The sequence below is a fragment of the Pseudomonas parafulva genome (assembly GCF_000800255.1).
GTDB classification, from domain to species: Bacteria; Pseudomonadota; Gammaproteobacteria; order Pseudomonadales; family Pseudomonadaceae; genus Aquipseudomonas; species Aquipseudomonas boreofloridensis.
This window is the reverse complement of record NZ_CP009747.1, coordinates 590374-614575: the sequence shown is the minus strand read 5'-3', so window position 1 is coordinate 614575 and position 24202 is coordinate 590374. Positions and strand designations below refer to the sequence as shown.

Here is a 24202-nt window from a genome sequence, read left to right as displayed (position 1 = left end):
ACCCCCAGCCGGTTTCGTCGAGCCTGTCGCGTCAGAACTTGTAGGTGGCGGCCAGGTAGGTCTGGGCGCTGCTGGTCAGGCGCAGTGCACCTTCCTTGTTGCCGGCGTGGGGCGTGAGTTCGGTGGAGGCGTTGGTGCGCAGGTAGCGGTAGCCCAGTTCCACCGAGGTGTTGTCGGTGACCTGCTGGATCACACCGGCCTGCAGCCCGGCGGCGTAGCCGTAGTTGGTGTCGCGGCTGTAGCCGGATGAGGTCTGGGTCATTTTGGTCATGCCCAGGCTGGCACCGCCGAACAGCTTGGCGGTATCGGTGACCGGCAGGAACAGGTCGTAGCTGCCAAGCAGGTTTTCCTGGCGCAGCTTGATGCCGCTATGGCTGTTGGAGACGTTGTCGTAGGTCAGGTAGTAACGGCCTTGGTCATTCATCTGCCCGACCCGCAGGCCCCAGGTGCCGTCCTTGTTGATGATGCCGTCGGTGTTGAGGTGATCGGTGTTGCGTTGCAGCAGACCGGACTTGCGAATCTTGTCGCTGGTCTGGCCGTAAGTCACGCTGGCGAACGTGTCGTCGGCCTGGGAGGTAGCGGTGAAGCCGGAGGCGCAGACAGCCATGGCGACCATCAGGGTATTGAGTGCTTTCATGCTTTGTTTCTCCAGTGAGGTGCGCTGTGTGGGTGTGAGGGCTAGAGTAAGCAGGGCAGCCTGAACCGCCCCTGAACCCCGACTGAACCTCGGCTGAACGAACCGAACGTGAACAGCACCCGCACCTGGAGATCCCCCATGCGTTTCCTGCTTGCCCTGGCCCTGATGTGCAGCGCCGCCCTCGCCCAGGCGGCGGTACAGACCCGCGAGATTCGCTACCAGGACGCCGACGGCACGCCGCTGATCGGCTACTACGCCTATGACGACGCCCTCGATGGCAAGCGCCCCGGCATCGTCGTGGTGCACGAGTGGTGGGGGCTGAACGATTACGCCAAGCGTCGCGCCCGCGACCTTGCCGCGTTGGGCTACAACGCGCTGGCCATCGACATGTATGGCGACGGCAAGCACACCGAGCACCCACAGGACGCCCAGGCCTTCATGGCCGCCGCGCTGAAGGACCCGGCTGCGGCCGCGCGGCGCTTCGACGCGGGCCTGGCGCTGCTCAAGCTGCAACCCAACACCAACAAGCATGAGCTGGGTGCAGTGGGTTACTGCTTCGGCGGCAAGGTGGTGCTCGATGCCGCTCGCCGGGGCGAGAAGCTCGATGGCGTGGTGAGCTTCCATGGCGCGCTGGTCACCCAGACACCCGCCCAGCCAGGCGTGGTCAGGGCCAAGATTCTGGTCGAGCATGGCGAAGCCGACAGCATGGTCACACCGCAGCAGGTGGAGGCTTTCAAGCAGGAAATGGCCGCTGCCGGTGCCGACATGACGTTCGTCGGCATTCCCGGTGCCAAGCACGGCTTCACCAACCCCGACGCCGACCGCCTGAGCCATGGCGAGCATGGCGGGCCGGACATCGGCTATGACAAGGCTGCTGATGAAAGCTCCTGGCGGGATATGCAGGCGTTCTTCAAACAGGCCTTCAAGTAGGCGGTCAGCCCGGCGTGCGGGGCGGGCCCGGCAGATGGCACAATAGCGCCCATGAACAGACTGCCTATCTGCTGCGCCCCGCTCCAGCACCACTGGCCCCTGCCCCAGCCCGTGCCCGACGCGGTGCTGGTCAGTTGCGCCTTCGATCCCCAGCGCCTGGCCGCCGACGACTTCCAGCGCGCCGGCATCGAGCAGAGCACCAGCCTGCAACGCTCGGTGGCCAAGCGCCAGGCCGAGTACCTGGCCGGGCGCGTCTGTGCGCGTGCGGCTCTTCAGCACCTCGACGGTCGCGATCACGTGCCCGGCACCCATGAGGACCGCTCGCCCATCTGGCCTGGGGACATCCGTGGTTCCATCACCCACGGCCAGGGCTGGGCCGCCGCCGTAGTCGCGCCCGCCACGGCCTGCCAGGGCATCGGCATCGATCAGGAAAGCCTGCTCGACGACGCGCGCGCCGAGCGCCTGGCCGCTGAAATCCTCACCCCCAGCGAATTGCAGCGCCTGGATCCGGCGCAGATCGGCCTAAGCGTGACGCTGACCTTTTCGCTCAAGGAAAGCTTGTTCAAAGCGCTCTATCCGCTGACGCTCAAGCGCTTTTACTTCGAGCACGCCGAGCTGCTCGAATGGAGCGCCGACGGCCACGCGCGCTTGCGCCTGCTCACCGATCTGTCGGCCGAATGGCGCAGCGGCCGCGAGCTGGCGGGTCAGTACTGTGTGCAGGACGGCCATCTGCTCAGTCTGGTCAGCGCCTGACCCTCAGTGGCGCGGCTGCCGGGCGGGCCAGCTCAAGCTGAAGCAGGCGCCGCCCAGGCCTTCGCTGCGCCCAACCAGTGCCCGCCCACCATGCCAATAGATGATCCGCCGCACGATCGACAGTCCCAGACCGTGACCGCCCGAGGCGCGGGTGCGGCTGTCGTCCAGGCGCGTGAACGGCGTGAAGATGCGGTCCCAGAACCCCTCCGGAATGCCCGGCCCGTCGTCTTCCACGTCGATGCGGCAGCGCTGCGCGTCGAGCTGGTAACTCAAGCGCACCTGCGACTCGGCGTGGCGCAACGCATTGCCTACCAGATTCTGCAACGCGCGGTGCAGATAACGCGGCTCGGCTTCGACCCACCGTGGCGCGCCGTCACGGTCTGGATCCTCAGCTTGCGTCACCCGGATATCCGCGCGCAACGGGGCCAGCTCGGCCACGATCCTGTCCAGCAATTGCCGTACATCGACGCGCTCGAAATGAAGGGCCGGGGCGCCTTGTTCCAGGCGGGCATAGGTGAGCATCTCGTCGACCAGCCGGTCCAAGTCCTGGATGTCGCTGTCCATCCCCGCCAGGTGCTTGGCCCGCGCCTGTTCGGTGTCGGCCTCCTCGATCATCTCCAAGCCGAAACGCAGGCGTGCCACCGGCGTGCGCAATTCGTGTGACACCGCACGCACCAGCTCGCGCTGCATGCTCAGCGAGCGCTGCAAGTGCTCGGCCATGCGGTTGAACGCTGCGGCCAGGCGTCCGACCGAGTCGGCATCGCCGGCCGGCACCCGCGTCTGCAGGCTGCCCTGGGCGATGTGTGAGGCCGCCAGTTCGAGCCCCGAGACGCGGCGCTCGAGCTGACGCACCAGCAGGTAGACCACCAAACCGATCAAGCACAAACCCACTGCCGCGATCAACACCAGCAATGCCGCTGGATAGGGTTTGAACGGGTAGAGTGGTCCAATCTCCAGCACCCAGGGCGAGCCGGACAGTCCAGAGAACACGCGGATGGCGTCCCCGTCGCGGCTCAACGCCATCACCGTGTCGCCCTCCTCCACCCGCCGTCGCTGATCGTCGTCCAGATCCGCGCGCTCGATGCGCTGCAAGCCGATGTCGAAACCAAACCCTTTGCTCTGACGGATCTGCGCCAGGCGCTGTGGCTGCTCGGTCACCGGGTAGCGCACCAGCTCGTCGGCCAGCAGGTACAACGTCGCGCGGGCGAGTTGCTCGCTGATCTGCTTGACCTGTGCCACCAGCACCTGGTCCTCCTGGGCCAACTGGCGCAGTACCTTGGCCGCGTGCGGCCCGGTCTTTTCGACCACCACCAGACCACGCGCCAGACGGCTGCGTTGGCCGGCATCCAGGGGTTGCGCGGACAGCGCCAGCAGATCCAGTGGCACGCCGAGCAGCCGCTCCCAGATCACCAGCGATCGCTTGCGCTCGACCTCGCTCTGCAGCGCCAGGTTGTCCGCCATCAGACTGAAGGTGCCTTGCGCCAGATCCTCTCGGTACTGCGCGGCACGCACGTGGTTGACCAGCTGTAGGCTCAGGACCCCGAGCACGGCGACCAATACCAGCACCGCCAGCATGCCGCCATAAATGCGCAGGAAGATCGAATTCATGGCCCGACATCGCCGACGAACAGATAACCCTTGCTGCGCAGCGTCTTGATCAGGCGCGGGTGTACAGGATCGTCGCCGATCTTCGGGCGAATCTTGGAGATGCGGATATCGATGGAGCGGTCCTGGCCGTCATAACCGACGCCGCGCAGCGACGTGCAGATCTGCTCGCGCGACAGCACCCGACCGGCATGGCTGGCCAGCAACCAGAGCAGGTCGAACTCCGCGCCGGTCAGCTCGATGGCCTGCTCGCCCAGCCAGGCCTCGCGCGCACGGTTGTCGATGCGCAGTGCACCGAAGCACAGGCTGTGGGCCTTGCCCAGAGGCGCGTCGCTACGTCGCAGCAGCGCATTGATGCGCGCCAGCAGCAGACGCGGGCGCACCGGCTTGCACACGTAATCGTCGGCGCCCAGGTCCAGGCCCTGGACCTGATCGAGTTCGTCACTGCGCGCTGTCAGCATGAGGATGGGATTGGCGAACTGACCACGGACCTTTCGGCAAATGCTCAAACCGTCTTCGCCAGGCAGCATCAGGTCGAGCACCACGAGATCGGGCTGGCTGTCGAGGATACGCCGCACGGCCCGCGCGCCATCATGCTCGACCGCCACCTCGAAACCATTACCCTGCAAGTACTCGGCAGTGAGGTCGGCCAGACGCTGATCGTCCTCGACGATGAGGATGCGCTGGAGGGGCTGTTCCATCGCCTTCTCCCTTCTTGTTGTGGTGGTCGGGGGCATCCTGACCTATAGGACAGAGGGTAATGTTGCCCTCGGATACTACGTCCAGCCGTAGTGACTGCCAACCACTCGGCAGCTTCTTGCACAGGTCCGGATAGCGCAAAAAAACGTCCGGACCTGTAGCGACTAGGCCTACAGCGGCGGTCGGCTATTCACTCACAAAGTACCCACAAGATATCCACAGCCCGCTGCCTTGCAATACCCCCCATACCGCATTATCTTGTATCCCCAGCGCGGCGAACCACTACATGTTGTGGCTTCGACCTTGAGCACAACCATAAGTCAACGCAGAAACTCAAGCGATTTTTCTGCCGGAACTTACGCTGATTTCAGCAGCCAAACCGCTCCTGCACAGGCGCGACCGAGGCAAGCCCCCGTGGCCTTGTTCGGGTATGGGTGTTGCAGGCATGGCCTGACACCCAACAGCAACAGTTCCTGGGCTCGCCCAGGATCTTTGACTTCGGCCAGGGAGCGGCAAGCGATTGCCCTTATTCCTGAGTCTGTCCCGAAGTCGGTAAGCCCGAGTGGCCGACGCACCTTCGCGTGCCGTCCGCCCACGGGCCGAGCTAACTGACTGGATGGAACGGTGGGCGCCCACAAGGCGCCCGAACACTATAGAAACTGTGGAGACACCCACCCATGCACACCGACACAACTCGCGAGAACCCGCAGGCCAAGGCGCCGCAGGCCACCGATTCGAATCAGGATCTGGCTGCGACCGCTCCGGGCCAACTGCGCGTGATCAAGCGTAACGGCACTGTCGTGGCCTACACCGACGACAAGATCACCGTTGCCATCACCAAGGCGTTCCTCGCAGTTGAAGGCGGCACCGCCGCCGCTTCGTCGCGTATCCACGACACCGTCGCGCGCCTGACCGAACAGGTCACCGCCACGTTCAAGCGTCGCATGCCGTCGGGTGGCACCATCCACATCGAAGAAATCCAGGATCAGGTCGAACTGGCCCTGATGCGCGCCGGCGAGCAGAAAGTCGCCCGCGACTACGTGATCTACCGTGACCAGCGCGCCAAAGAGCGTGCCACTCGCGCCAACACCGATTCGGTGGTCGAGCCGCACCCGAGCATCCGCATCACCCTGGCCGACGGCAGCCTGGCGCCGCTGGACATGGCGCGCCTGAACACCATCATCAGCGAAGCCTGCGAAGGCCTGGCCGAAGTCGATGGCGAACTGATCCAGCGCGACACCCTGAAGAACCTCTACGACGGCGTGGCCCTCAAGGACGTCAACACCGCCCTGGTGATGACCGCCCGTACCCTGGTCGAACGCGAGCCGAACTACTCGTTCGTCACCGCCCGCCTGCTGATGGACACCCTGCGCGCCGAAGGCCTGGGCTTCCTCGGCGTGGCCGACAGCGCCACCCACCACGAGATGGCCGAGCTGTATGCCAAGGCCCTGCCAGCCTACGTCGCGAAAGGCGTCGAGTTCGAGCTGCTCGACCCGGCTCTCAAGGGCTACGACCTGGAGCGCCTGGGCAAGGCCATCAACCACGAGCGTGACCAGCAGTTCACCTACCTGGGCCTGCAGACCCTTTACGACCGTTACTTCATCCACAAGGATGGCGTGCGCTTCGAACTGCCGCAGGTGTTCTTCATGCGCGTGGCCATGGGCCTGGCGCTGCAGGAAAAAGACCGCGAAGCCCGTGCCATCGAGTTCTACAACCTGTTGTCGTCGTTCGACTACATGGCCTCGACCCCGACCCTGTTCAACGCCGGTACCCTGCGTCCGCAGCTGTCGAGCTGCTACCTGACCACCGTTCCGGACGACCTGTCGGGCATCTACAAGGCCATCCACGACAACGCCATGCTGTCCAAATTCGCCGGTGGCCTGGGCAACGACTGGACCCCGGTGCGTGCTTTGGGTTCGTACATCAAGGGCACCAACGGCAAGTCGCAGGGCGTCGTGCCCTTCCTCAAGGTGGTCAACGACACCGCCGTGGCCGTCAACCAGGGTGGCAAGCGCAAGGGCGCGGTCTGCGCCTACCTGGAAACCTGGCACCTGGATATCGAGGAATTCCTCGAGCTGCGCAAGAACACCGGTGACGACCGTCGTCGTACCCACGACATGAACACCGCCAACTGGATTCCAGACCTGTTCATGAAGCGTGTCTTCGACGACGGCAAATGGACCCTGTTCTCGCCTTCGGAAGTGCCGGACCTGCACGACCTGACTGGTAAGGCCTTCGAAGAACGCTACGAGTACTACGAAGCCCTGACCGAGTACAACAAGATCAAGGTGTTCAAGACCGTCCAGGCCAAAGACCTGTGGCGCAAGATGCTGTCGATGCTGTTCGAGACCGGCCACCCTTGGCTGACCTTCAAGGACCCGTGTAACCTGCGCTCGCCGCAGCAGCACGTGGGCGTGGTGCACAGCTCGAACCTGTGCACCGAGATCACCCTGAACACCAACGCCGACGAAATCGCCGTGTGCAACCTGGGGTCTATCAACCTGCCAAACCACATCGCCGACGGCAAGCTGGACACCGCGAAACTGGCGCGTACCGTCAAGACCGCCGTGCGCATGCTCGACAACGTGATCGACATCAACTACTACTCGGTGCCCCAGGCGCAGAACTCGAACTTCAAGCACCGTCCGGTCGGCCTGGGCATCATGGGCTTCCAGGACGCGCTGTACCTGCAGCACATCCCGTACGGCTCGGACGCGGCCGTCGAGTTCGCCGACAAGTCCATGGAGGCGGTCAGCTACTACGCCATCCAGGCCTCGTGTGACCTGGCCGACGAGCGCGGCGCCTACCAGACCTTCGACGGTTCCCTGTGGTCCCAAGGGATCCTGCCGCTGGACTCGCAGCAGATCCTGATCGAGGCCCGTGGCGCCAAGTACATCGACGTCAACCTGGAAGAGTCGCTGGACTGGGCTCCGGTGCGCGATCGGGTCAAGAAAGGCATCCGCAACTCGAACATCATGGCCATCGCACCGACCGCGACCATCGCCAACATCACCGGCGTATCGCAGTCGATCGAACCGACCTACCAGAACCTGTACGTCAAGTCGAACCTGTCGGGCGAGTTCACCGTGATCAACCCGTACCTGGTCCGCGACCTGAAAGCCCGCGACCTGTGGGACTCGGTGATGATCAACGACCTGAAGTACTACGACGGTTCGGTGCAGCAGATCGAGCGTATCCCGCAGGAGCTCAAAGACCTGTACGCCACGGCCTTCGAAGTCGACACCAAGTGGATCGTCGATGCCGCCTCGCGTCGCCAGAAGTGGATCGACCAGGCTCAGTCGCTGAACCTGTACATCGCCGGCGCCTCGGGCAAGAAGCTGGACGTGACCTACCGCATGGCTTGGTACCGTGGTCTGAAGACCACCTACTACCTCCGTGCCCTGGCCGCCACCAGCACCGAAAAATCGACCATCAACACCGGCAAGCTCAACGCCGTTTCCAGCGGCGGCGACAGCGCCCCGGTCCAGGCCGCAGGCCCTGCGCCAGTGCCGAAGGCCTGCGCCATCGACGAGCCGGATTGCGAAGCCTGCCAGTAAGGCTTGGCTGAGGCTTCCCCCGGGAAGCCTCTTTTTCCGTGTCACCACACGGAACCCTGTGGCAGCGGGTTTACCCGCGACGCGGCCGGCATTGCCGTCGCCTGCCCCACAGCCAAACACAATAAGCCTGGGCGCCATTGCCTGGGCCAGCCTCTCAAAGGGCAATCAGATTTGCGTGCACGGTAGTACCCCCTTCGGGACCAAAGCAGCGCAACCAAGATCCACCGGCCATACTCCAGAGATGGCCCTCAAGCAGGAGCACTTAGCATGCTGAGCTGGGACGAATTCGACAAAGAAGATGACGGCGAAGTCGCCGCCAAAGGCAACACCCCCGCACAGGCCCACGCCGCCGCCACCCTGGACAAGCTGGACAGCGCCGGTGGTGCCGCCGCCCTGGAAGCCCGTGCCGCCACCGCTGCCGATTCCGAAGCCGTGAAGCGCGCCAAGGCCGCCCTCGACGCCCTCGACATCGCCGAGGGCCTGGCTGAGCTGGAAGGCTCGTCGGCCCGCGTCGCCGTTGACGAGAAGCGCATGATCAACTGCCGCGCCGACCTCAACCAACTCGTGCCTTTCAAGTACGATTGGGCCTGGCAGAAGTACCTCGATGGCTGCGCCAACCACTGGATGCCGCAAGAGGTCAACATGACCGCCGACATCGCACTGTGGAAGAGCATGGACGGCCTGACCGAAGACGAGCGCCGCATCGTCATGCGCAACCTCGGCTTCTTCTCCACCGCCGACTCGCTGGTCGCCAACAACCTGGCCCTGGCCGTCTACCGCCTGATCACCAACCCCGAATGCCGCCAGTACATCCTGCGCCAGGCCTTCGAAGAGGCGATCCACACCCATGCCTACCAGTACTGCATCGAGTCGCTGGGCATGGATGAAGGCGAGATCTTCAACATGTACCACGAGATCCCGTCGGTGGCGAAAAAAGCCGCCTGGGGCCTGAAGTACACCCGCGCCATTTCCGATCCGGAATTCAACACCGGCACCGTCGAAACCGACAAGGAACTGCTGCGCAACCTGATCGCCTATTACTGCGTCCTGGAAGGCATCTTCTTCTACTGCGGCTTCACCCAGATCCTGTCCATGGGTCGCCGCAACAAGATGACTGGCGTCGCCGAGCAGTTCCAGTACATCCTGCGCGACGAGTCGATGCACCTGAACTTCGGTATCGACGTGATCAACCAGATCAAGATCGAGAACCCGCACCTGTGGGATGCGGCGATGAAGGAAGAAGCGACCCAGATGATCCTGCAAGGGACTCAGCTGGAGATCGAATATGCCCGCGACACCATGCCACGCGGCGTGCTGGGCATGAACGCGGCAATGATGGAGGACTACCTCAAGTTCATTGCCAACCGTCGTCTGACTCAAATCGGTCTTAAAGAAGAGTACCCAGGGACCACCAACCCGTTCCCATGGATGAGCGAGATCATGGACTTGAAGAAGGAGAAGAACTTCTTCGAGACGCGCGTGATCGAGTATCAGACCGGCGGGGCGTTGAGCTGGGATTGATGAAGAAGCCACCGAAAGGTGGCTTTTTTGTACCTTTGATTGGTATCGAAGGGCCTAATACATCCTCAAGGCTGTGGGGCATCTGCCTCGACCCGCTCCACTACCACTTCCTGCTGCGTCAGCAGATCCGTCAGAATGATATCGCGCTCATTCAAATCGGGCGTAATCATCACCGAACGAATGAGGCGAATCGTTTCCCCGCCACGAGCTTGAGTATTCTCGAACGTCACGACGATCGATTTGTTGCGCCAGTGGGCGATATCGAAACCGCCTGCTGCCAGAAATACCTCGATATTGCGCTCGTCGTTGAATGCCTTGGCCGGTAGTACCAGCGGCCGGTCGTTGAGGAATACTTGATAATACTGATGGGTGCTCGCAGGAAAGTTGTGCTGGACCACATGTTCGATTCGCCAGTGGTAAACGGTGTTCTCGTATACCACGTGACGCTCTGTCTGGTGGCCGCTGCAGGCGGCGAGCAGCGGCATGGCCAGCAGACCGAGTCTATTTCGGAGAGTACGCAGAATCATCGTGGAGGTTCGCTGTAGTTCATCATTACCGGGGCTATAGCCTACGCATCCTGTAGGCCAGCGCGCAATGCGGCGAAGACGCTGGCGCTTGCTTCGTCGGCCTGCACCAATGTGACTTTGTTCGTCCACAGCGAGTCGACGACACCCTCGGAAAGGATCTCCAGAACGTAGTTGCCGTGGTAACCGAAGGCGCTCAGCTTCTCCAGCAGCGGACAAACGGTAGGTGGCGCCCCAGCGCGCGGCTATCATGCAGCGAGCGCGGACGACGCCAGTCGGCCAGTTGCACCCGAAACAGCCCTTAGGCACTGATGCTCTCAAGCAGCCCGACATCTTGCCAGCTGTTGTACAAGTCCAGACACCTGCGTCCTCTTGCAAGGTCAATGGTGCGGTGGTGATCTGGCTAATGGCCAGGTTGCGCAGAGTACCTCCAGGATGGTGTGGATGAGCGAGGTGATGACCCCACCTTTCACAGGTAGCCAAATAGGCTCACTGGTTCAGATAACCCTCAATGTTCGATCAGATGCCGGTGGCTGCGCAGGTAAGTCACTAGACGATCAATGAGGCTCCGCACCTCGGCCGAGCCAGATGTGCTCTCCCGCTGTGATACAGGATTGGACCAGAGTGACTCTTCGAATACCGTCAGCACGCCATACCGTTAGGCTGATCCTGCGCACAATTAACTGGCGCGAGCATGTCTGCGGGAAACAATTGCTCGTTTGGCCTGAAGAAATGGTTACATTGGCCTACGCTGCTTTATTCAATGCATGGGCCGATGATGGTAACGATAAAGCGCTCGGATGGCCTCAAGCAACTGCGGCACGCAGGCTTGACGATCCGCGGCGCTCATTGTATCGAGCAGTTCGACGTTGTCTTCAAGACCGTGCAGGGAAATCGCCTTTAGCAAGGCGTCCTGTTCGCGGGGCAGGGTCGGCCATTGAGTGACTTGAGTGCCACGCATGTAACCGAAGCACCATTCCTCCAGCACGATGACCGTGCCCTCCTCGGTCTCGCTCTCTTCCAACAGCGGTTGGAATCGATCAAGGTCATCGGCCAACTCCTCGGCGACCTGACTGGCGTAGCGCAACATCAGCGCGGTATAGGCTTCTTCATGGGCGGGCTTCTTGAATTTTGGCACCTTGCCGCCTGCGACGGCCGGAAGCCAATGTTCAGGCGTGACCTTGACTGGCGAACTGGCCAAGGCGGTAAAGAAGCCGTTGAGTTCAGCAAGGTTGATCACTGAGTATTCATTACCGTAGCTGATCAACAGATCTTCAAGACGATTGAGTTCTTTTTCACTCAGAGTGGGCAGCATGGGACAGTCCTGGATAAGGGAAGATGCACCCTAGCACAGGCACGGCGAAGGAAGGATTTTGCTGGAAGGGGCATGCTGGCTAGTGGTGGCCAAGCCAGCCGACATTCGAGGTCGATGGTCAGTTGGAAGAAGCCGCCTGCACTAGCCAGAGGTAGTACAGGCGGGGGCGTCGCTGAGTCAAACAGCTAGTGCGCGCTCACGCAGCTCGCTATTCAAGATCCGGTCGTTCTCGCTGTAATCGACCGGGCAATCGATGACGTGCACGCCTGGCGTCTTGATGCAGTGCTCCAGCAGCGGCAGCAGCCCTTCGGCGCTTTCCACGCGGTGACCATTGGCGCCGTAGGCTTCGGCGTATTTGACGAAGTCGGGGTTACCGTAGTCCAGGCCGAAATCGGTGAAGCCCATGTTGGCCTGCTTCCAGCGGATCATGCCGTAGCCGTCGTCGCGCAGGATCACCACAGTGATGTGCATGCCCAGACGCACAGCCGTTTCCAGCTCCTGACTGTTCATCATGAAGCCGCCATCGCCGCACACCGAGATCACCGGGCGGTCCGGGTACACCAGGTGCGATGCCATGGCCGACGGCAAGCCGGCGCCCATCGTCGCCAAGGCGTTGTCCAGTAGCACGGTGTTGGGTTTGTGCGCTTTGTAGTTGCGGGCGAACCAGATCTTGTAGATGCCGTTGTCGAGGGCGACGATGCCTTCGGACGGCAGCACGCGACGGATGTCGGCCACCAGACGCTGTGGGTAGACCGGGAAGCGGTCGTCGTCGGCGCCTTCGACGATCTGCGCTTCGTTGGCTTCACGGATGGCCATCAGGCGGGTGAAGTCCCAATGCGAGGTGTCGCCCAACGCTTCGCTAATCTGCCACACGGCGTTGGCGATATCGCCAATCACTTCGACCTGCGGGAAGTACACCGCATCCACTTCCGCCGAACGGAAGCTGATGTGGATGACTTCGGTACCGCCGCGGACCATGAAGAACGGCGGCTTCTCGATCACGTCGTGGCCGATGTTGATGATCAGGTCGGCCGCTTCGACAGCGCGGTGCACGAAATCACCAGACGACAGCGCAGCGTTGCCCAGGAAACGCGGGTGACGCTCGTCGACCACACCTTTGCCCATCTGCGTAGTGATGAACGGGATGCCGGTCTTATCGATGAGCTGCTTGAGCACCTTGGCAGTCATCTTGCGGTTGGCACCGGCGCCGATCACCAGGATCGGATTGCGTGCGTTCTGCAGTTTCTGCACGGCGGCGTCGATGGCCACGTGCTCGGCCAGCGGACGGCGGTGAAGGCTGCGCGGGATCGGCAAGGCATCGGTCTGCTCGGCGGCGATGTCTTCAGGCAACTCCAGGTGCACCGCGCCGGGTTTCTCTTCTTCGGCCAGGCGGAAGGCTTCGCGCATACGCGCCGGAATGTTGTCGGCCGAAGCGAACTGGTGGGTGTACTTGGTGATGGGGTCCATCATGCCGCACACGTCGATGATCTGGAATCGACCCTGCTTGGACTTCTTGATCGGCTTCTGGCCGGTGATCATCATCATCGGCATGCCGCCCAGATAGGCGTAGGCGCTGGCGGTGACCAAGTTGGTCGCGCCGGGACCCAGGGTCGACAGGCTGACGCCGGTCTTGCCGGTCAGGCGTCCATAGGTTGCAGCCATGAAGCCTGCGGATTGTTCGTGGCGGGTCAGTACCAGCTTGATCTTCGACTTGCGCAGGGATTCGAGCAGGTCGAGGTTCTCCTCGCCGGGGATGCCGAACACATACTCGACACCTTCGTTTTCCAGGCATTGCACAACGACATCGGCGGCCTTGGCCATCTTGCTTCTAACCTCAAGTAATAGGACGGTGAAAGTCCAGAAATGCGCAGCGCGCTACGCTGGCATCGCTCGGTCCAGGTGCCAGGATTGCCCCGAACCTAAGTCTTGACGCAGGGTAGGTACGGGGAAGTCACGTATTGTGACAGCAACATTGTCGCACCGATGAGGAGACTTGGGTGGCGGCCGGAGGGCAAAGAGACAGCTAACTGATGGTGGCGCTTTTTTAGCGCACCAAAGACAAAACCCCTACCTGCTCACGCAGATAGGGGTTTTGCGAAATGAATCTTGACGATGACCTACTCTCACATGGGGAAACCCCACACTACCATCGGCGATGCATCGTTTCACTGCTGAGTTCGGGATGGGATCAGGTGGTTCCAATGCTCTATGGTCGTCAAGAAATTCGGTTGCCAGTGCGTCCTTACGGACACCCCAGCCTATTCGGATATGTGATTCTGTGGTTCGTCGCGAACTTTCGGTTCTCTCGTCTTCACCACCACAATTCGGCGCTCACGCTCAAATTGCTTGGGTGTTATATGGTCAAGCCTCACGGGCAATTAGTATGGGTTAGCTCAACGCCTCACAGCGCTTACACACCCCACCTATCAACGTCGTAGTCTTCGACGGCCCTTCAGGGGATTCTAGATCCCAGTGAGATCTCATCTTGAGGCAAGTTTCCCGCTTAGATGCTTTCAGCGGTTATCTCTTCCGAACATAGCTACCCGGCAATGCCACTGGCGTGACAACCGGAACACCAGAGGTTCGTCCACTCCGGTCCTCTCGTACTAGGAGCAGCCCCTCTCAAATCTCAAACGTCCACGGCAGATAGGGACCGAACTGTCTCACGACGTTCTAAACCCAGCTCGCGTACCACTTTAAATGGCGAACAGCCATACCCTTGGGACCGGCTTCAGCCCCAGGATGTGATGAGCCGACATCGAGGTGCCAAACACCGCCGTCGATATGAACTCTTGGGCGGTATCAGCCTGTTATCCCCGGAGTACCTTTTATCCGTTGAGCGATGGCCCTTCCATACAGAACCACCGGATCACTAAGACCTACTTTCGTACCTGCTCGACGTGTCTGTCTCGCAGTCAAGCGCGCTTTTGCCTTTATACTCTACGACCGATTTCCGACCGGTCTGAGCGCACCTTCGTACTCCTCCGTTACTCTTTGGGAGGAGACCGCCCCAGTCAAACTACCCACCATACACTGTCCTCGATCCGGATCACGGACCTGAGTTAGAACCTCAAGGTTGCCAGGGTGGTATTTCAAGGATGGCTCCATGAGAACTGGCGTCCCCACTTCAAAGCCTCCCACCTATCCTACACAAGCAAGCTCAAAGTCCAGTGCAAAGCTATAGTAAAGGTTCACGGGGTCTTTCCGTCTAGCCGCGGATACACTGCATCTTCACAGCGATTTCAATTTCACTGAGTCTCGGGTGGAGACAGCGCCGCCATCGTTACGCCATTCGTGCAGGTCGGAACTTACCCGACAAGGAATTTCGCTACCTTAGGACCGTTATAGTTACGGCCGCCGTTTACCGGGGCTTCGATCAAGAGCTTCGCTTGCGCTAACCCCATCAATTAACCTTCCGGCACCGGGCAGGCGTCACACCCTATACGTCCACTTTCGTGTTTGCAGAGTGCTGTGTTTTTAATAAACAGTCGCAGCGGCCTGGTATCTTCGACCGGCATGGGCTTACGGAGCAAGTCCTTCACCCTCGCCGGCGCACCTTCTCCCGAAGTTACGGTGCCATTTTGCCTAGTTCCTTCACCCGAGTTCTCTCAAGCGCCTTGGTATTCTCTACCTAACCACCTGTGTCGGTTTGGGGTACGGTTCCCAGTTATCTGAAGCTTAGGAGCTTTTCTTGGAAGCATGGCATCAACCACTTCGTCGCCTAAAGGCAACTCGTCATCAGCTCTCGGCCTTGAAATCCCGGATTTGCCTAAGATTTCAGCCTACCACCTTAAACCTGGACAACCAACGCCAGGCTGGCCTAGCCTTCTCCGTCCCTCCATCGCAATAACTGCAAGTACAGGAATATTAACCTGTTTTCCATCGACTACGCTTTTCAGCCTCGCCTTAGGGACCGACTAACCCTGCGTCGATTAACGTTGCGCAGGAAACCTTGGTCTTTCGGCGTGCGAGTTTTTCACTCGCATTGTCGTTACTCATGTCAGCATTCGCACTTCTGATACCTCCAGCAAGCTTCTCAACTCACCTTCACAGGCTTACAGAACGCTCCTCTACCGCATCACCAAAGGTGATACCCGTAGCTTCGGTGCATGGTTTGAGCCCCGTTACATCTTCCGCGCAGGCCGACTCGACTAGTGAGCTATTACGCTTTCTTTAAAGGATGGCTGCTTCTAAGCCAACCTCCTAGCTGTCTAAGCCTTCCCACATCGTTTCCCACTTAACCATGACTTTGGGACCTTAGCTGACGGTCTGGGTTGTTTCCCTTTTCACGACGGACGTTAGCACCCGCCGTGTGTCTCCCATGCTCGGCACTTGCTGGTATTCGGAGTTTGCATCGGTTTGGTAAGTCGGGATGACCCCCTAGCCGAAACAGTGCTCTACCCCCAGCAGTGATACATGAGGCGCTACCTAAATAGCTTTCGAGGAGAACCAGCTATCTCCGAGCTTGATTAGCCTTTCACTCCGATCCACAGGTCATCCGCTAACTTTTCAACGGTAGTCGGTTCGGTCCTCCAGTCAGTGTTACCTAACCTTCAACCTGCCCATGGATAGATCGCCCGGTTTCGGGTCTATACCCAGCGACTAAGCGCCCTATTAAGACTCGCTTTCGCTACGCCTCCCCTATTCGGTTAAGCTCGCCACTGAATATAAGTCGCTGACCCATTATACAAAAGGTACGCAGTCACCTAACAAAGTAGGCTCCCACTGCTTGTACGCATACGGTTTCAGGTTCTATTTCACTCCCCTCTCCGGGGTTCTTTTCGCCTTTCCCTCACGGTACTGGTTCACTATCGGTCAGTCAGTAGTATTTAGCCTTGGAGGATGGTCCCCCCATGTTCAGACAAAGTTTCTCGTGCTCCGTCCTACTCGATTTCATTGAAAAGAGACTTTCGTGTACGGGGCTATCACCCACTATGGCCGCACTTTCCAGAGCGTTCCACTAATCTCAAATCAACTTAAGGGCTGGTCCCCGTTCGCTCGCCACTACTAAGGGAATCTCGGTTGATTTCTATTCCTCAGGGTACTTAGATGTTTCAGTTCCCCTGGTTCGCCTCTTGCACCTATGGATTCAGTACAAGATACCTAGGTTATCCTAGGTGGGTTCCCCCATTCAGAGATCTCTGGATCACAGTCTGTTTGCCGACTCCCCAAAGCTTATCGCAGGCTACCACGTCTTTCATCGCCTCTGACTGCCAAGGCATCCACCGTATGCGCTTCTTCACTTGACCATATAACCCCAAGCAATCTGGTTATACTGTGAAGACGACATTCGCCGAAAATTCGCACGTCGCTCTTTCGAGCAGAACTCACAAATTTTACCTCAGCCTGATTTCCAGCAGTGAAACTGGTCATCAGTCTGTATCTATCACATATCCGAATTTTTAAAGAACGATCTGGCAAAAGCCAGAAATCAACATTCCAACGCGGCGTCAACGCGACGCGCGAATGCTCATTTCTGAGTTCTAACAGTGCTGTACAAAGGTGGTGGAGCCAAGCGGGATCGAACCGCTGACCTCCTGCGTGCAAGGCAGGCGCTCTCCCAGCTGAGCTATGGCCCCGTGTATCTGCTACATCTCGTAGGCCGCACCAAGTAATTGGTAGGTCTGGGCAGATTTGAACTGCCGACCTCACCCTTATCAGGGGTGCGCTCTAACCAACTGAGCTACAGACCTATAACAGGGTCGCGTTACAGCATCGTCTTTTCACAATGAATCAAGCAATTCGTGTGGGAGCTCATCAGCAGGCTGATGTCTTCGATTAAGGAGGTGATCCAGCCGCAGGTTCCCCTACGGCTACCTTGTTACGACTTCACCCCAGTCATGAATCACACCGTGGTAACCGTCCCCCCGAAGGTTAGACTAGCTACTTCTGGTGCAACCCACTCCCATGGTGTGACGGGCGGTGTGTACAAGGCCCGGGAACGTATTCACCGCGACATTCTGATTCGCGATTACTAGCGATTCCGACTTCACGCAGTCGAGTTGCAGACTGCGATCCGGACTACGATCGGTTTTGTGAGATTAGCTCCACCTCGCGGCTTGGCAACCCTCTGTACCGACCATTGTAGCACGTGTGTAGCCCAGGCCGTAAGGGCCATGATGACTTGACGTCATCCCCACCTTCCTCCGGTTTGTCACCGGCAGTCTCCTTAGAGTGCCCACCATAACGTGCTGGTAACTAAGGACAAGGGTTGCGCTCGTTACGGGACTTAACCCAACATCTCACGACACGAGCTGACGACAGCCATGCAGCACCTGTGTCAGAGTTCCCGAAGGCACCAATCCATCTCTGGAAAGTTCTCTGCATGTCAAGGCCTGGTAAGGTTCTTCGCGTTGCTTCGAATTAAACCACATGCTCCACCGCTTGTGCGGGCCCCGTCAATTCATTTGAGTTTTAACCTTGCGGCCGTACTCCCCAGGCGGTCAACTTAATGCGTTAGCTGCGCCACTAAAATCTCAAGGATTCCAACGGCTAGTTGACATCGTTTACGGCGTGGACTACCAGGGTATCTAATCCTGTTTGCTCCCCACGCTTTCGCACCTCAGTGTCAGTATCAGTCCAGGTGGTCGCCTTCGCCACTGGTGTTCCTTCCTATATCTACGCATTTCACCGCTACACAGGAAATTCCACCACCCTCTACCGTACTCTAGCTTGCCAGTTTTGGATGCAGTTCCCAGGTTGAGCCCGGGGCTTTCACATCCAACTTAACAAACCACCTACGCGCGCTTTACGCCCAGTAATTCCGATTAACGCTTGCACCCTCTGTATTACCGCGGCTGCTGGCACAGAGTTAGCCGGTGCTTATTCTGTCGGTAACGTCAAAATTGCAGAGTATTAATCTACAACCCTTCCTCCCAACTTAAAGTGCTTTACAATCCGAAGACCTTCTTCACACACGCGGCATGGCTGGATCAGGCTTTCGCCCATTGTCCAATATTCCCCACTGCTGCCTCCCGTAGGAGTCTGGACCGTGTCTCAGTTCCAGTGTGACTGATCATCCTCTCAGACCAGTTACGGATCGTCGCCTTGGTGAGCCATTACCTCACCAACTAGCTAATCCGACCTAGGCTCATCTGATAGCGCAAGGCCCGAAGGTCCCCTGCTTTCTCCCGTAGGACGTATGCGGTATTAGCGTTCCTTTCGAAACGTTGTCCCCCACTACCAGGCAGATTCCTAGGCATTACTCACCCGTCCGCCGCTGAATCGAGAAGCAAGCTCCTCTCATCCGCTCGACTTGCATGTGTTAGGCCTGCCGCCAGCGTTCAATCTGAGCCATGATCAAACTCTTCAGTTCAATACTGCTTGGGTTTTTAAGAAACCCTAAACTTGGCTCAGCAATCTCAAATGACTATGTGATTTCTCGCATGGCCACTTGTGATGCTGATAATCTAGGCGACGATCAGTCCATACTCACAAGCACCCACACGAATTGCTTGATTCGATTTGTTAAAGAGCGTTTGGCTAAGAGCGTTTCGTCTCAACCGAGGCCGCGCATTCTACAGCAGCCTTACTTCGTGTCAAGCGTTTATTTTGAAGTTTTTTTGAAACGCTTTCATTCGAAAGCTTTCAACCTCAACAACTAACCGCCTGTCTCGCTGCGTGCATCGCTGCGAGGAGGCGAATAATACGCGCTTTGAAATCAGAGTCAACACCTTGATCCAAAAAAGTTTTATCGGCCTCCATGAGGTCTACAGCAACTAATTGCGGCGCGGTCGATCTGTAGAGAAACATCCTTGGAGCAGGCGCATCATGAGCGAGGCGGAAAACGAGAAGACCCCTGGATTGTCGGCAGACGAAGAACAGGAGGTCAGCCACAACCAGCCCCCCAGGCCTGCGGTATTGCACGAAATCATTCGCTTCCAGGGCGATCATGAATTGGAGCGTACCTTGGCGGCGCTCTGGTGGTCGGCCCTGGCGGCGGGCTTGACCATGGGCTTGTCGCTAATGGCGATGGGATTGCTCTATTCACGCTTGCCGGACAATGAAAGCAGCCAGGTGATTGCCAGTCTCGGTTACAGCGCGGGCTTTCTGGCCGTAATCCTGGCACGCCAGCAACTGTTCACTGAAAACACACTCACCGCAGTGCTGCCGGTGATGACCGCCCCTACCCTGGGCAACTTCGGCCGTTTGTTCCGCCTGTGGTCGGTGGTGCTGCTCGGCAACCTGGCTGGCACCTTGCTGGTGGCCTGGGTGATGCTCGAGCTGCCGATCTTCGACACCAAGACGGACATGGCCTTCCTGGAAGTCGGGCGCAAGGTCATGCACAACGACCTGGGTCAGATGTTCGCCAAGGGCATCGTCTCAGGCTGGATGATCGCCACCATGGTGTGGATGATTCCCTCGATGGAACACGCCAAGATCTGGATCATCCTGATGATCACCTATCTGATGGCCCTGGGGGACTTCACCCACATCGTCGTCGGCTCCGTGGAAGTGTCCTACTTGGTATGGGCCGGCGAAGAAAGCTGGCGCACGTTCTGGCTGGACTTCGCACTGCCGACACTGGCCGGCAACATCATCGGTGGCAGTTTCATCTTTGCTCTGATCAGCCACGCGCAGGTGCGTAGCGACAGTGGCAAGGCCCCCTCGAAGTTGCTGAAGGACGAAGAACAGGAAGAGGCCAAGCAACGTAACCACGACTGACGTTTAACGGGCAGGCGCAGTCCGTTGCCACCACGCCTGCCCGCGGTGCGGGGTGTCGAGGCAGACCCGCTCGCCCATCTGCGGTGTACTCAGGTCGACCCCGGCAGCGGCTGCCAGCGCGACGATACGCTCGAAAGGCTCCTGCCAACTGTGCATGGCGAGGTCGAAGGTGCCATTGTGGATCGGCAGCATCCAGCGTCCACGCACATCCAGATGAGCCTGCAGGCTCTGTTCAGGCTGCATATGCACATTCGGCCACGCCACGTTATAGGCGCCGGTTTCCATCAATGTCAGGTCGAATGGACCATAGCGCTCGCCGATAGCGCGAAAACCTTCGAAATAACCTGTGTCTCCACTGAAGAACACGCGGCGCTCGCCATCGATCATGACCCACGAAGCCCACAGGGTGCTGTTGCTGTCGAACAGGCCGCGACCCGAAAAATGCTGAGCAGGCGTAGCGATGAAACGCACGCCGTCTACCTCAGCCTCTTGCCACCAGCCTAACTCACACACCTTGTTGTGCGGCACGCCCCATTTAATGAGACGCTGACCGACACCCAACGGCGCCAGAAACCGTCCGGTGCGCGGCGCCAGCCGGCGCACAGCAGACTCGTCCAAGTGATCGAAATGGTCATGGGAAAGAATCACGGCTGCCAGCGGCGGCACTTGCTCCAGTGGCAGCGGCGCGGGATGAAAGCGCAGCGGCCCCGCCCATTGCACTGGTGAAGCACGCTCAGCGAAGACCGGATCGGTGATGAAGTAGCGTCCGCGCAGCTTGAGCAATACGGTGGAGTGACCAAGCCGCCACAGGCTGCGGTCGGGGGCATCCAGCACCTGTTGGCGAGTCATCGGTAGCAGGTCGGGCATGACCGCCGGACGCGTGTGCGCCGGCTTGCGTCGCAGCAGATACTTCAAGCCGATGCGCAACTTCTTGCCCACGCCGTCCTTGGGCAACTCGGCACCATTATGGAAACGCCCCTCGCTGAAGCGTGCCGGCGGACCTGGCGGACCTGGCGGAGGATCGATCACGCTCATGAAAACAGACCCTCTAAAAAGAAACACAAGGGAGTCATCCTAACTCACGGTGATCCGCGTAACCGTGAATTGGCTTGTAAGGTCATTTTTCATGAATGAATGATTGTCCGACAATCTTCATGCAACTTGTGCGATAAACGCCGCCTGTATAAAAGAACGACAGACATGATAGACAACAGAAGTGGCAAAGGACTCTCCTTCGTCAGGCGCATCTACGTGCCACGCATCATCGGCATGGGTATTGGCCTGTTCAGTGTCATGGCGGCGATGGCACCGCTGCATCCAGCGCCTTGGGTATGGCTGCTGATGCTGTTCAACGGCCTGGTGTGGCCACACCTGGCGTATCAGTGGGCCATACACTCGCCAGCACCGTATCGCGCCGAGCAGCGCAACCTGCTGTTCGACTCGCTGGGTGGAGGCTTCTGGGCGGCAGCCTTTCACTTCAATCCGCTGCCCACCGTGACCATTCTATCGATGATGACCATGAACAACGTGTCGGCCGGAGGCAAGCGGCTACTGCTGCGAGGTGTACTTGCGCAAGTGGTCGGCATGCTGCTCGCCTTGGCACTGTTCGGCCCGGGCCTGCAATTGCAGGCGACCTCGCTGCAGGTCTACGCCTGCCTGCCGATGTTGACCTTGTACCCGGTCGCGCTGGGTTGGGTCTGCTACCGCCTGGCGATCAAGCTGGCCGAGCACAAGGGACGGCTCAGCGCACTGAGCCGCACCGACAGTCTTACTGGACTGCTCAACCATGGGTCATGGAAAGACCTGCTGCTGCTCAGGTTCCAGATGTGCCAGCAGCAACGGACGCCTGCGGTCATCGCACTGATCGACATCGATCATTTCAAGGCCATCAACGACACATTCGGTCATGTGGTGGGCGACTGCGTGCTGCGCCAACTGAGCCTGGAGATTCGTCACCTGCTGCGCGCCGACGACCTGGCTGGACGGTACGGCGGCGACGAGTTCTGTCTGATCCTGCCCGATACCGACCAGCATCAGGCCGGCCTGGCCATGGAGCGTCTGCGCCAGCAAGTCAGTGCCTATCGCAACCCGCAGCTACCGGAACTGCGTATCAGCCTGAGCATCGGCCTCTCGGTCTATCACGAAAGCTTGAAAACGCCGGAGCAGTGGCTGGAGGACGCCGACAAGGCGCTTTATGCAGCCAAGCATCAAGGCCGCAATCAGGTGAACTTCGCCCACCGCGAGGTGGTGCCGCTCAGGCTGGCCTGACGCGCCCCTTACTGCGCCAGGCTGCGCTCAGCGACGATTTCCGGTAGGTCGGTGCGACGCAGGTAAACACGCAATGGCTCGCCGATGTTCAATCGATCGTCCACATGCTGCGCCAACAGCAGCGCCAGACGCTCTCGACACAGTGCCATGCGCTGACCCGATGCCGGTTGCCAGACGAATTCGGCGCACGGGACGATACTGTCGTCGGCGACGTCCATCCCAAAGGCATCTTCGCTGAAACGCACGATATACGCCCCTCGCTTGCGGTGAAAGCCGACAAAACCCTTGAGTTGATCAGCAGCGCTGCAAATATCTTGTGAAGTGATGGCCATGACGTTACCTCGCAAAGAAATTGGAAGGAACGCACGCAGGCAGACGGTTGCCTCTGACGGGCAACGCGCAGGTGGCTTCCTGCGCAGCCTACCGCAACCCGCGCTACCCGTGCCAAGGTTTTACATCGCGCCCCCAAAGGCGCGCTAGACTGATGATCGCCAGCTTGCAAGACCACTCCCGAGGACATCAGCAAAGCACTATGACCGACGTGACTTCCGACCTTGCCACTATTGCGCGGATCAATGCTGTGCCCGCGATTCTTCAGGTGATCTGCGAGACCAGTGGACTGCGATTCGCGGCTGTGGCACGGGTAACGGACGACAGCTGGACGGCCTGCGCCGTCCTCGATAACCTGGGCTTCGGCCTCAAGGTCGGGGGTGAGTTGGACGTCGTCAGCACCCTCTGCCATGAAATCCATAACACCCGGCAGACCATCGTCATCGACAAGGCCAGCGAAGACTCCGTTTACTGCAACCATCCGACCCGACGCAAATACCGTTTTGAAAGCTACATTTCGGTACCGGTCATTCGGGCCGATGGCAGCTTCTTCGGCACCATCTGTGCACTCGACCCCAAGCCGGCACGTCTGAAGGGCACGGCCATAGAACCGATGATGGCGTCTTTCGCACGCCTGTTGTCGATACAGATCGAAAGCGAGGAAAGCGTTCAGCGCACCGAACTTGCCTTGCGTGAGGAGCGCGCCATGGCCGAGGTGCGCGAGCAGTTCATTGCCGTGCTCGGGCATGACCTGCGCAATCCGCTGTTTGCCATCACCGCAGGCGCCGAACTGCTCGCCCAGCGCCTGAACGATGAGAAAAGCCGGGCCATTGCCCGGCACATTCTGACCTGCGGCCGACGGGCCGCGCACTTGGTGCGCGATGTGCTGGACTTCGCCCGCGGACGCCTCGGCGCTGGCATCCCCTTGAATCTGCAATCTTGCCCAGACCTTGCTCAAGCCCTGAGTCATGTAGCGTCTGAACTGCAGCGAGTGCATCCGCAGCGCCGGATCCTCCTGGATATCGGACCGATCGAAGGCCTGCGCTGCGACCGCGAACGGGTGACCCAGCTACTCTCCAACCTGATCGCCAATGCCCTGGAGCATGGCGACCCCGACGGGCCGGTGTGGGTCTGCGCCAGCCTTCAGCCCGATGCCTTCGTGCTGAGCGTGCGCAATACCGGAGAGCCCATCGCGCCGCAGGCCATGGGACAACTGTTCCAGCCCTTCACCCGTCAGGTCAGTACGGCCCCTCAGCAAGGACTCGGTCTAGGCCTATACATCGCCAACCAGATCGCCCTGGCCCACGGGGGTTCCATGGAAGTGTCGTCCAGTGCCGAGCACGGCACGCTATTCAGCTTCCGCCTGCCACTGACACCCACGCAAGCCAACGCCTCCTAA

Annotated in this window: 15 protein-coding genes, 2 tRNA genes and 3 rRNA genes; 7 read left to right on the top strand and 13 right to left on the bottom strand. The window is 59.6% G+C overall.

All coding sequences use genetic code 11. The features are described 5' to 3' along the window. Positions 1-31: 31 nt before the first annotated feature. Positions 32-637, bottom strand: coding sequence for an outer membrane protein (locus NJ69_RS02710; protein WP_039576030.1), 606 nt, complete (start codon positions 635-637; stop codon positions 32-34). Between the two features lie 138 nt (positions 638-775). On the opposite strand from NJ69_RS02710, the gene NJ69_RS02705 reads away from it, so the two are divergent. Then, a complete protein-coding gene (locus NJ69_RS02705; RefSeq protein WP_039576028.1) occupies positions 776-1567 on the top strand; it encodes a dienelactone hydrolase family protein in 792 nt (263 codons plus the stop codon). 51 nt (positions 1568-1618) lie between these two features. After that, entirely contained in the window at positions 1619-2320 is a 702-nt protein-coding gene (locus tag NJ69_RS02700; protein WP_039576026.1) for a 4'-phosphopantetheinyl transferase family protein, read from the top strand. 3 nt (positions 2321-2323) lie between these two features. Here NJ69_RS02700 and NJ69_RS02695 read toward each other — a convergent pair whose 3' ends face one another. Then, entirely contained in the window at positions 2324-3928 is a 1605-nt protein-coding gene (locus NJ69_RS02695) for an ATP-binding protein (RefSeq protein ID WP_039576025.1), read from the bottom strand. Further along, positions 3925-4626, bottom strand: a complete 702-nt coding sequence (locus NJ69_RS02690; protein ID WP_039576023.1) for a response regulator transcription factor — start codon at positions 4624-4626, stop codon at positions 3925-3927. Before NJ69_RS02690 ends, NJ69_RS02695 begins: the two co-directional genes overlap by 4 nt. Positions 4627-5301: 675 nt before the next feature. On the opposite strand from NJ69_RS02690, the gene NJ69_RS02685 reads away from it, so the two are divergent. Together NJ69_RS02685 and NJ69_RS02680 are read left to right on the top strand one after the other, a co-directional pair. Next, the gene (locus tag NJ69_RS02685) at positions 5302-8181 is read left to right on the top strand and encodes a ribonucleoside-diphosphate reductase subunit alpha (RefSeq protein WP_039576021.1); all 2880 of its coding nucleotides are present in this window, start codon (positions 5302-5304) and stop codon (positions 8179-8181) included. 267 nt (positions 8182-8448) lie between these two features. Then, positions 8449-9702 carry a ribonucleotide-diphosphate reductase subunit beta gene (locus NJ69_RS02680; RefSeq protein ID WP_039576020.1) on the top strand — a complete coding sequence of 418 codons (1254 nt, stop codon included), beginning with the start codon at positions 8449-8451 and terminating at the stop codon, positions 9700-9702. Between the two features lie 65 nt (positions 9703-9767). Here the strand turns inward: NJ69_RS02680 and NJ69_RS02675 are convergent, their stop codons facing one another. The 8 genes from NJ69_RS02675 to NJ69_RS02640 all read right to left on the bottom strand — a co-directional run bounded on the left by NJ69_RS02675 (position 9768) and on the right by NJ69_RS02640 (position 18856). After that, entirely contained in the window at positions 9768-10229 is a 462-nt protein-coding gene (locus NJ69_RS02675; RefSeq protein WP_029612937.1) for a hypothetical protein, read from the bottom strand. Positions 10230-10986: 757 nt separating this feature from the next. Beyond that, a complete protein-coding gene (locus tag NJ69_RS02670; RefSeq protein ID WP_029612939.1) occupies positions 10987-11541 on the bottom strand; it encodes a UPF0149 family protein in 555 nt (184 codons plus the stop codon). Positions 11542-11718: 177 nt separating this feature from the next. Beyond that, positions 11719-13362, bottom strand: a complete 1644-nt coding sequence (locus NJ69_RS02665) for an acetolactate synthase large subunit (protein WP_039576017.1) — start codon at positions 13360-13362, stop codon at positions 11719-11721. Between the two features lie 283 nt (positions 13363-13645). After that, positions 13646-13761: ribosomal RNA gene (gene rrf / locus NJ69_RS02660) — 5S ribosomal RNA — on the bottom strand. 137 nt (positions 13762-13898) lie between these two features. Then, a 23S ribosomal RNA gene (locus NJ69_RS02655) occupies positions 13899-16790 on the bottom strand. A 254-nt stretch (positions 16791-17044) separates the two neighbouring features. Then, positions 17045-17120 (bottom strand) — tRNA-Ala (locus NJ69_RS02650). 37 nt (positions 17121-17157) lie between these two features. Continuing rightward, a tRNA-Ile gene (locus NJ69_RS02645) sits at positions 17158-17234 on the bottom strand. A gap of 86 nt (positions 17235-17320) precedes the next feature. Then, a 16S ribosomal RNA gene (locus NJ69_RS02640) occupies positions 17321-18856 on the bottom strand. Together the 16S, 23S and 5S rRNA genes with 2 tRNA genes alongside form the textbook arrangement of a ribosomal RNA operon. Positions 18857-19311: 455 nt before the next feature. Here NJ69_RS02640 and NJ69_RS02635 point away from each other — a divergent pair. After that, entirely contained in the window at positions 19312-20205 is an 894-nt protein-coding gene (locus NJ69_RS02635) for a formate/nitrite transporter family protein (RefSeq protein WP_029613193.1), read from the top strand. Positions 20206-20208: 3 nt separating this feature from the next. Here NJ69_RS02635 and NJ69_RS02630 read toward each other — a convergent pair whose 3' ends face one another. Beyond that, entirely contained in the window at positions 20209-21240 is a 1032-nt protein-coding gene (locus tag NJ69_RS02630; RefSeq protein WP_039576015.1) for an MBL fold metallo-hydrolase, read from the bottom strand. Positions 21241-21405: 165 nt separating this feature from the next. Here NJ69_RS02630 and NJ69_RS02625 point away from each other — a divergent pair, with 165 nt between their 5' ends. Continuing rightward, on the top strand, positions 21406-22473 hold the full coding sequence (locus NJ69_RS02625; RefSeq protein ID WP_039576012.1) for a diguanylate cyclase: 1068 nt from the start codon (positions 21406-21408) through the stop codon (positions 22471-22473). 8 nt (positions 22474-22481) lie between these two features. Here NJ69_RS02625 and NJ69_RS02620 read toward each other — a convergent pair whose 3' ends face one another. Continuing rightward, the gene (locus tag NJ69_RS02620) at positions 22482-22805 is read right to left on the bottom strand and encodes a DUF2025 family protein (protein ID WP_029613195.1); all 324 of its coding nucleotides are present in this window, start codon (positions 22803-22805) and stop codon (positions 22482-22484) included. Positions 22806-23005: 200 nt separating this feature from the next. On the opposite strand from NJ69_RS02620, the gene NJ69_RS02615 reads away from it, so the two are divergent. Then, on the top strand, positions 23006-24202 hold the full coding sequence (locus NJ69_RS02615; protein WP_039576010.1) for a GAF domain-containing sensor histidine kinase: 1197 nt from the start codon (positions 23006-23008) through the stop codon (positions 24200-24202).

Coding starts and splice junctions, on each gene's coding strand:
- NJ69_RS02710 (WP_039576030.1), bottom strand. CDS start 637: ATGAAAGCACTCAATACCCTGATGGTCGCCATGGCTGTCTGCGCCTCC.
- NJ69_RS02705 (WP_039576028.1), top strand. CDS start 776: ATGCGTTTCCTGCTTGCCCTGGCCCTGATGTGCAGCGCCGCCCTCGCC.
- NJ69_RS02700 (WP_039576026.1), top strand. CDS start 1,619: ATGAACAGACTGCCTATCTGCTGCGCCCCGCTCCAGCACCACTGGCCC.
- NJ69_RS02695 (WP_039576025.1), bottom strand. CDS start 3,928: ATGAATTCGATCTTCCTGCGCATTTATGGCGGCATGCTGGCGGTGCTG.
- NJ69_RS02690 (WP_039576023.1), bottom strand. CDS start 4,626: ATGGAACAGCCCCTCCAGCGCATCCTCATCGTCGAGGACGATCAGCGT.
- NJ69_RS02685 (WP_039576021.1), top strand. CDS start 5,302: ATGCACACCGACACAACTCGCGAGAACCCGCAGGCCAAGGCGCCGCAG.
- NJ69_RS02680 (WP_039576020.1), top strand. CDS start 8,449: ATGCTGAGCTGGGACGAATTCGACAAAGAAGATGACGGCGAAGTCGCC.
- NJ69_RS02675 (WP_029612937.1), bottom strand. CDS start 10,229: ATGATTCTGCGTACTCTCCGAAATAGACTCGGTCTGCTGGCCATGCCG.
- NJ69_RS02670 (WP_029612939.1), bottom strand. CDS start 11,541: ATGCTGCCCACTCTGAGTGAAAAAGAACTCAATCGTCTTGAAGATCTG.
- NJ69_RS02665 (WP_039576017.1), bottom strand. CDS start 13,362: ATGGCCAAGGCCGCCGATGTCGTTGTGCAATGCCTGGAAAACGAAGGT.
- NJ69_RS02635 (WP_029613193.1), top strand. CDS start 19,312: ATGAGCGAGGCGGAAAACGAGAAGACCCCTGGATTGTCGGCAGACGAA.
- NJ69_RS02630 (WP_039576015.1), bottom strand. CDS start 21,240: ATGAGCGTGATCGATCCTCCGCCAGGTCCGCCAGGTCCGCCGGCACGC.
- NJ69_RS02625 (WP_039576012.1), top strand. CDS start 21,406: ATGATAGACAACAGAAGTGGCAAAGGACTCTCCTTCGTCAGGCGCATC.
- NJ69_RS02620 (WP_029613195.1), bottom strand. CDS start 22,805: ATGGCCATCACTTCACAAGATATTTGCAGCGCTGCTGATCAACTCAAG.
- NJ69_RS02615 (WP_039576010.1), top strand. CDS start 23,006: ATGACCGACGTGACTTCCGACCTTGCCACTATTGCGCGGATCAATGCT.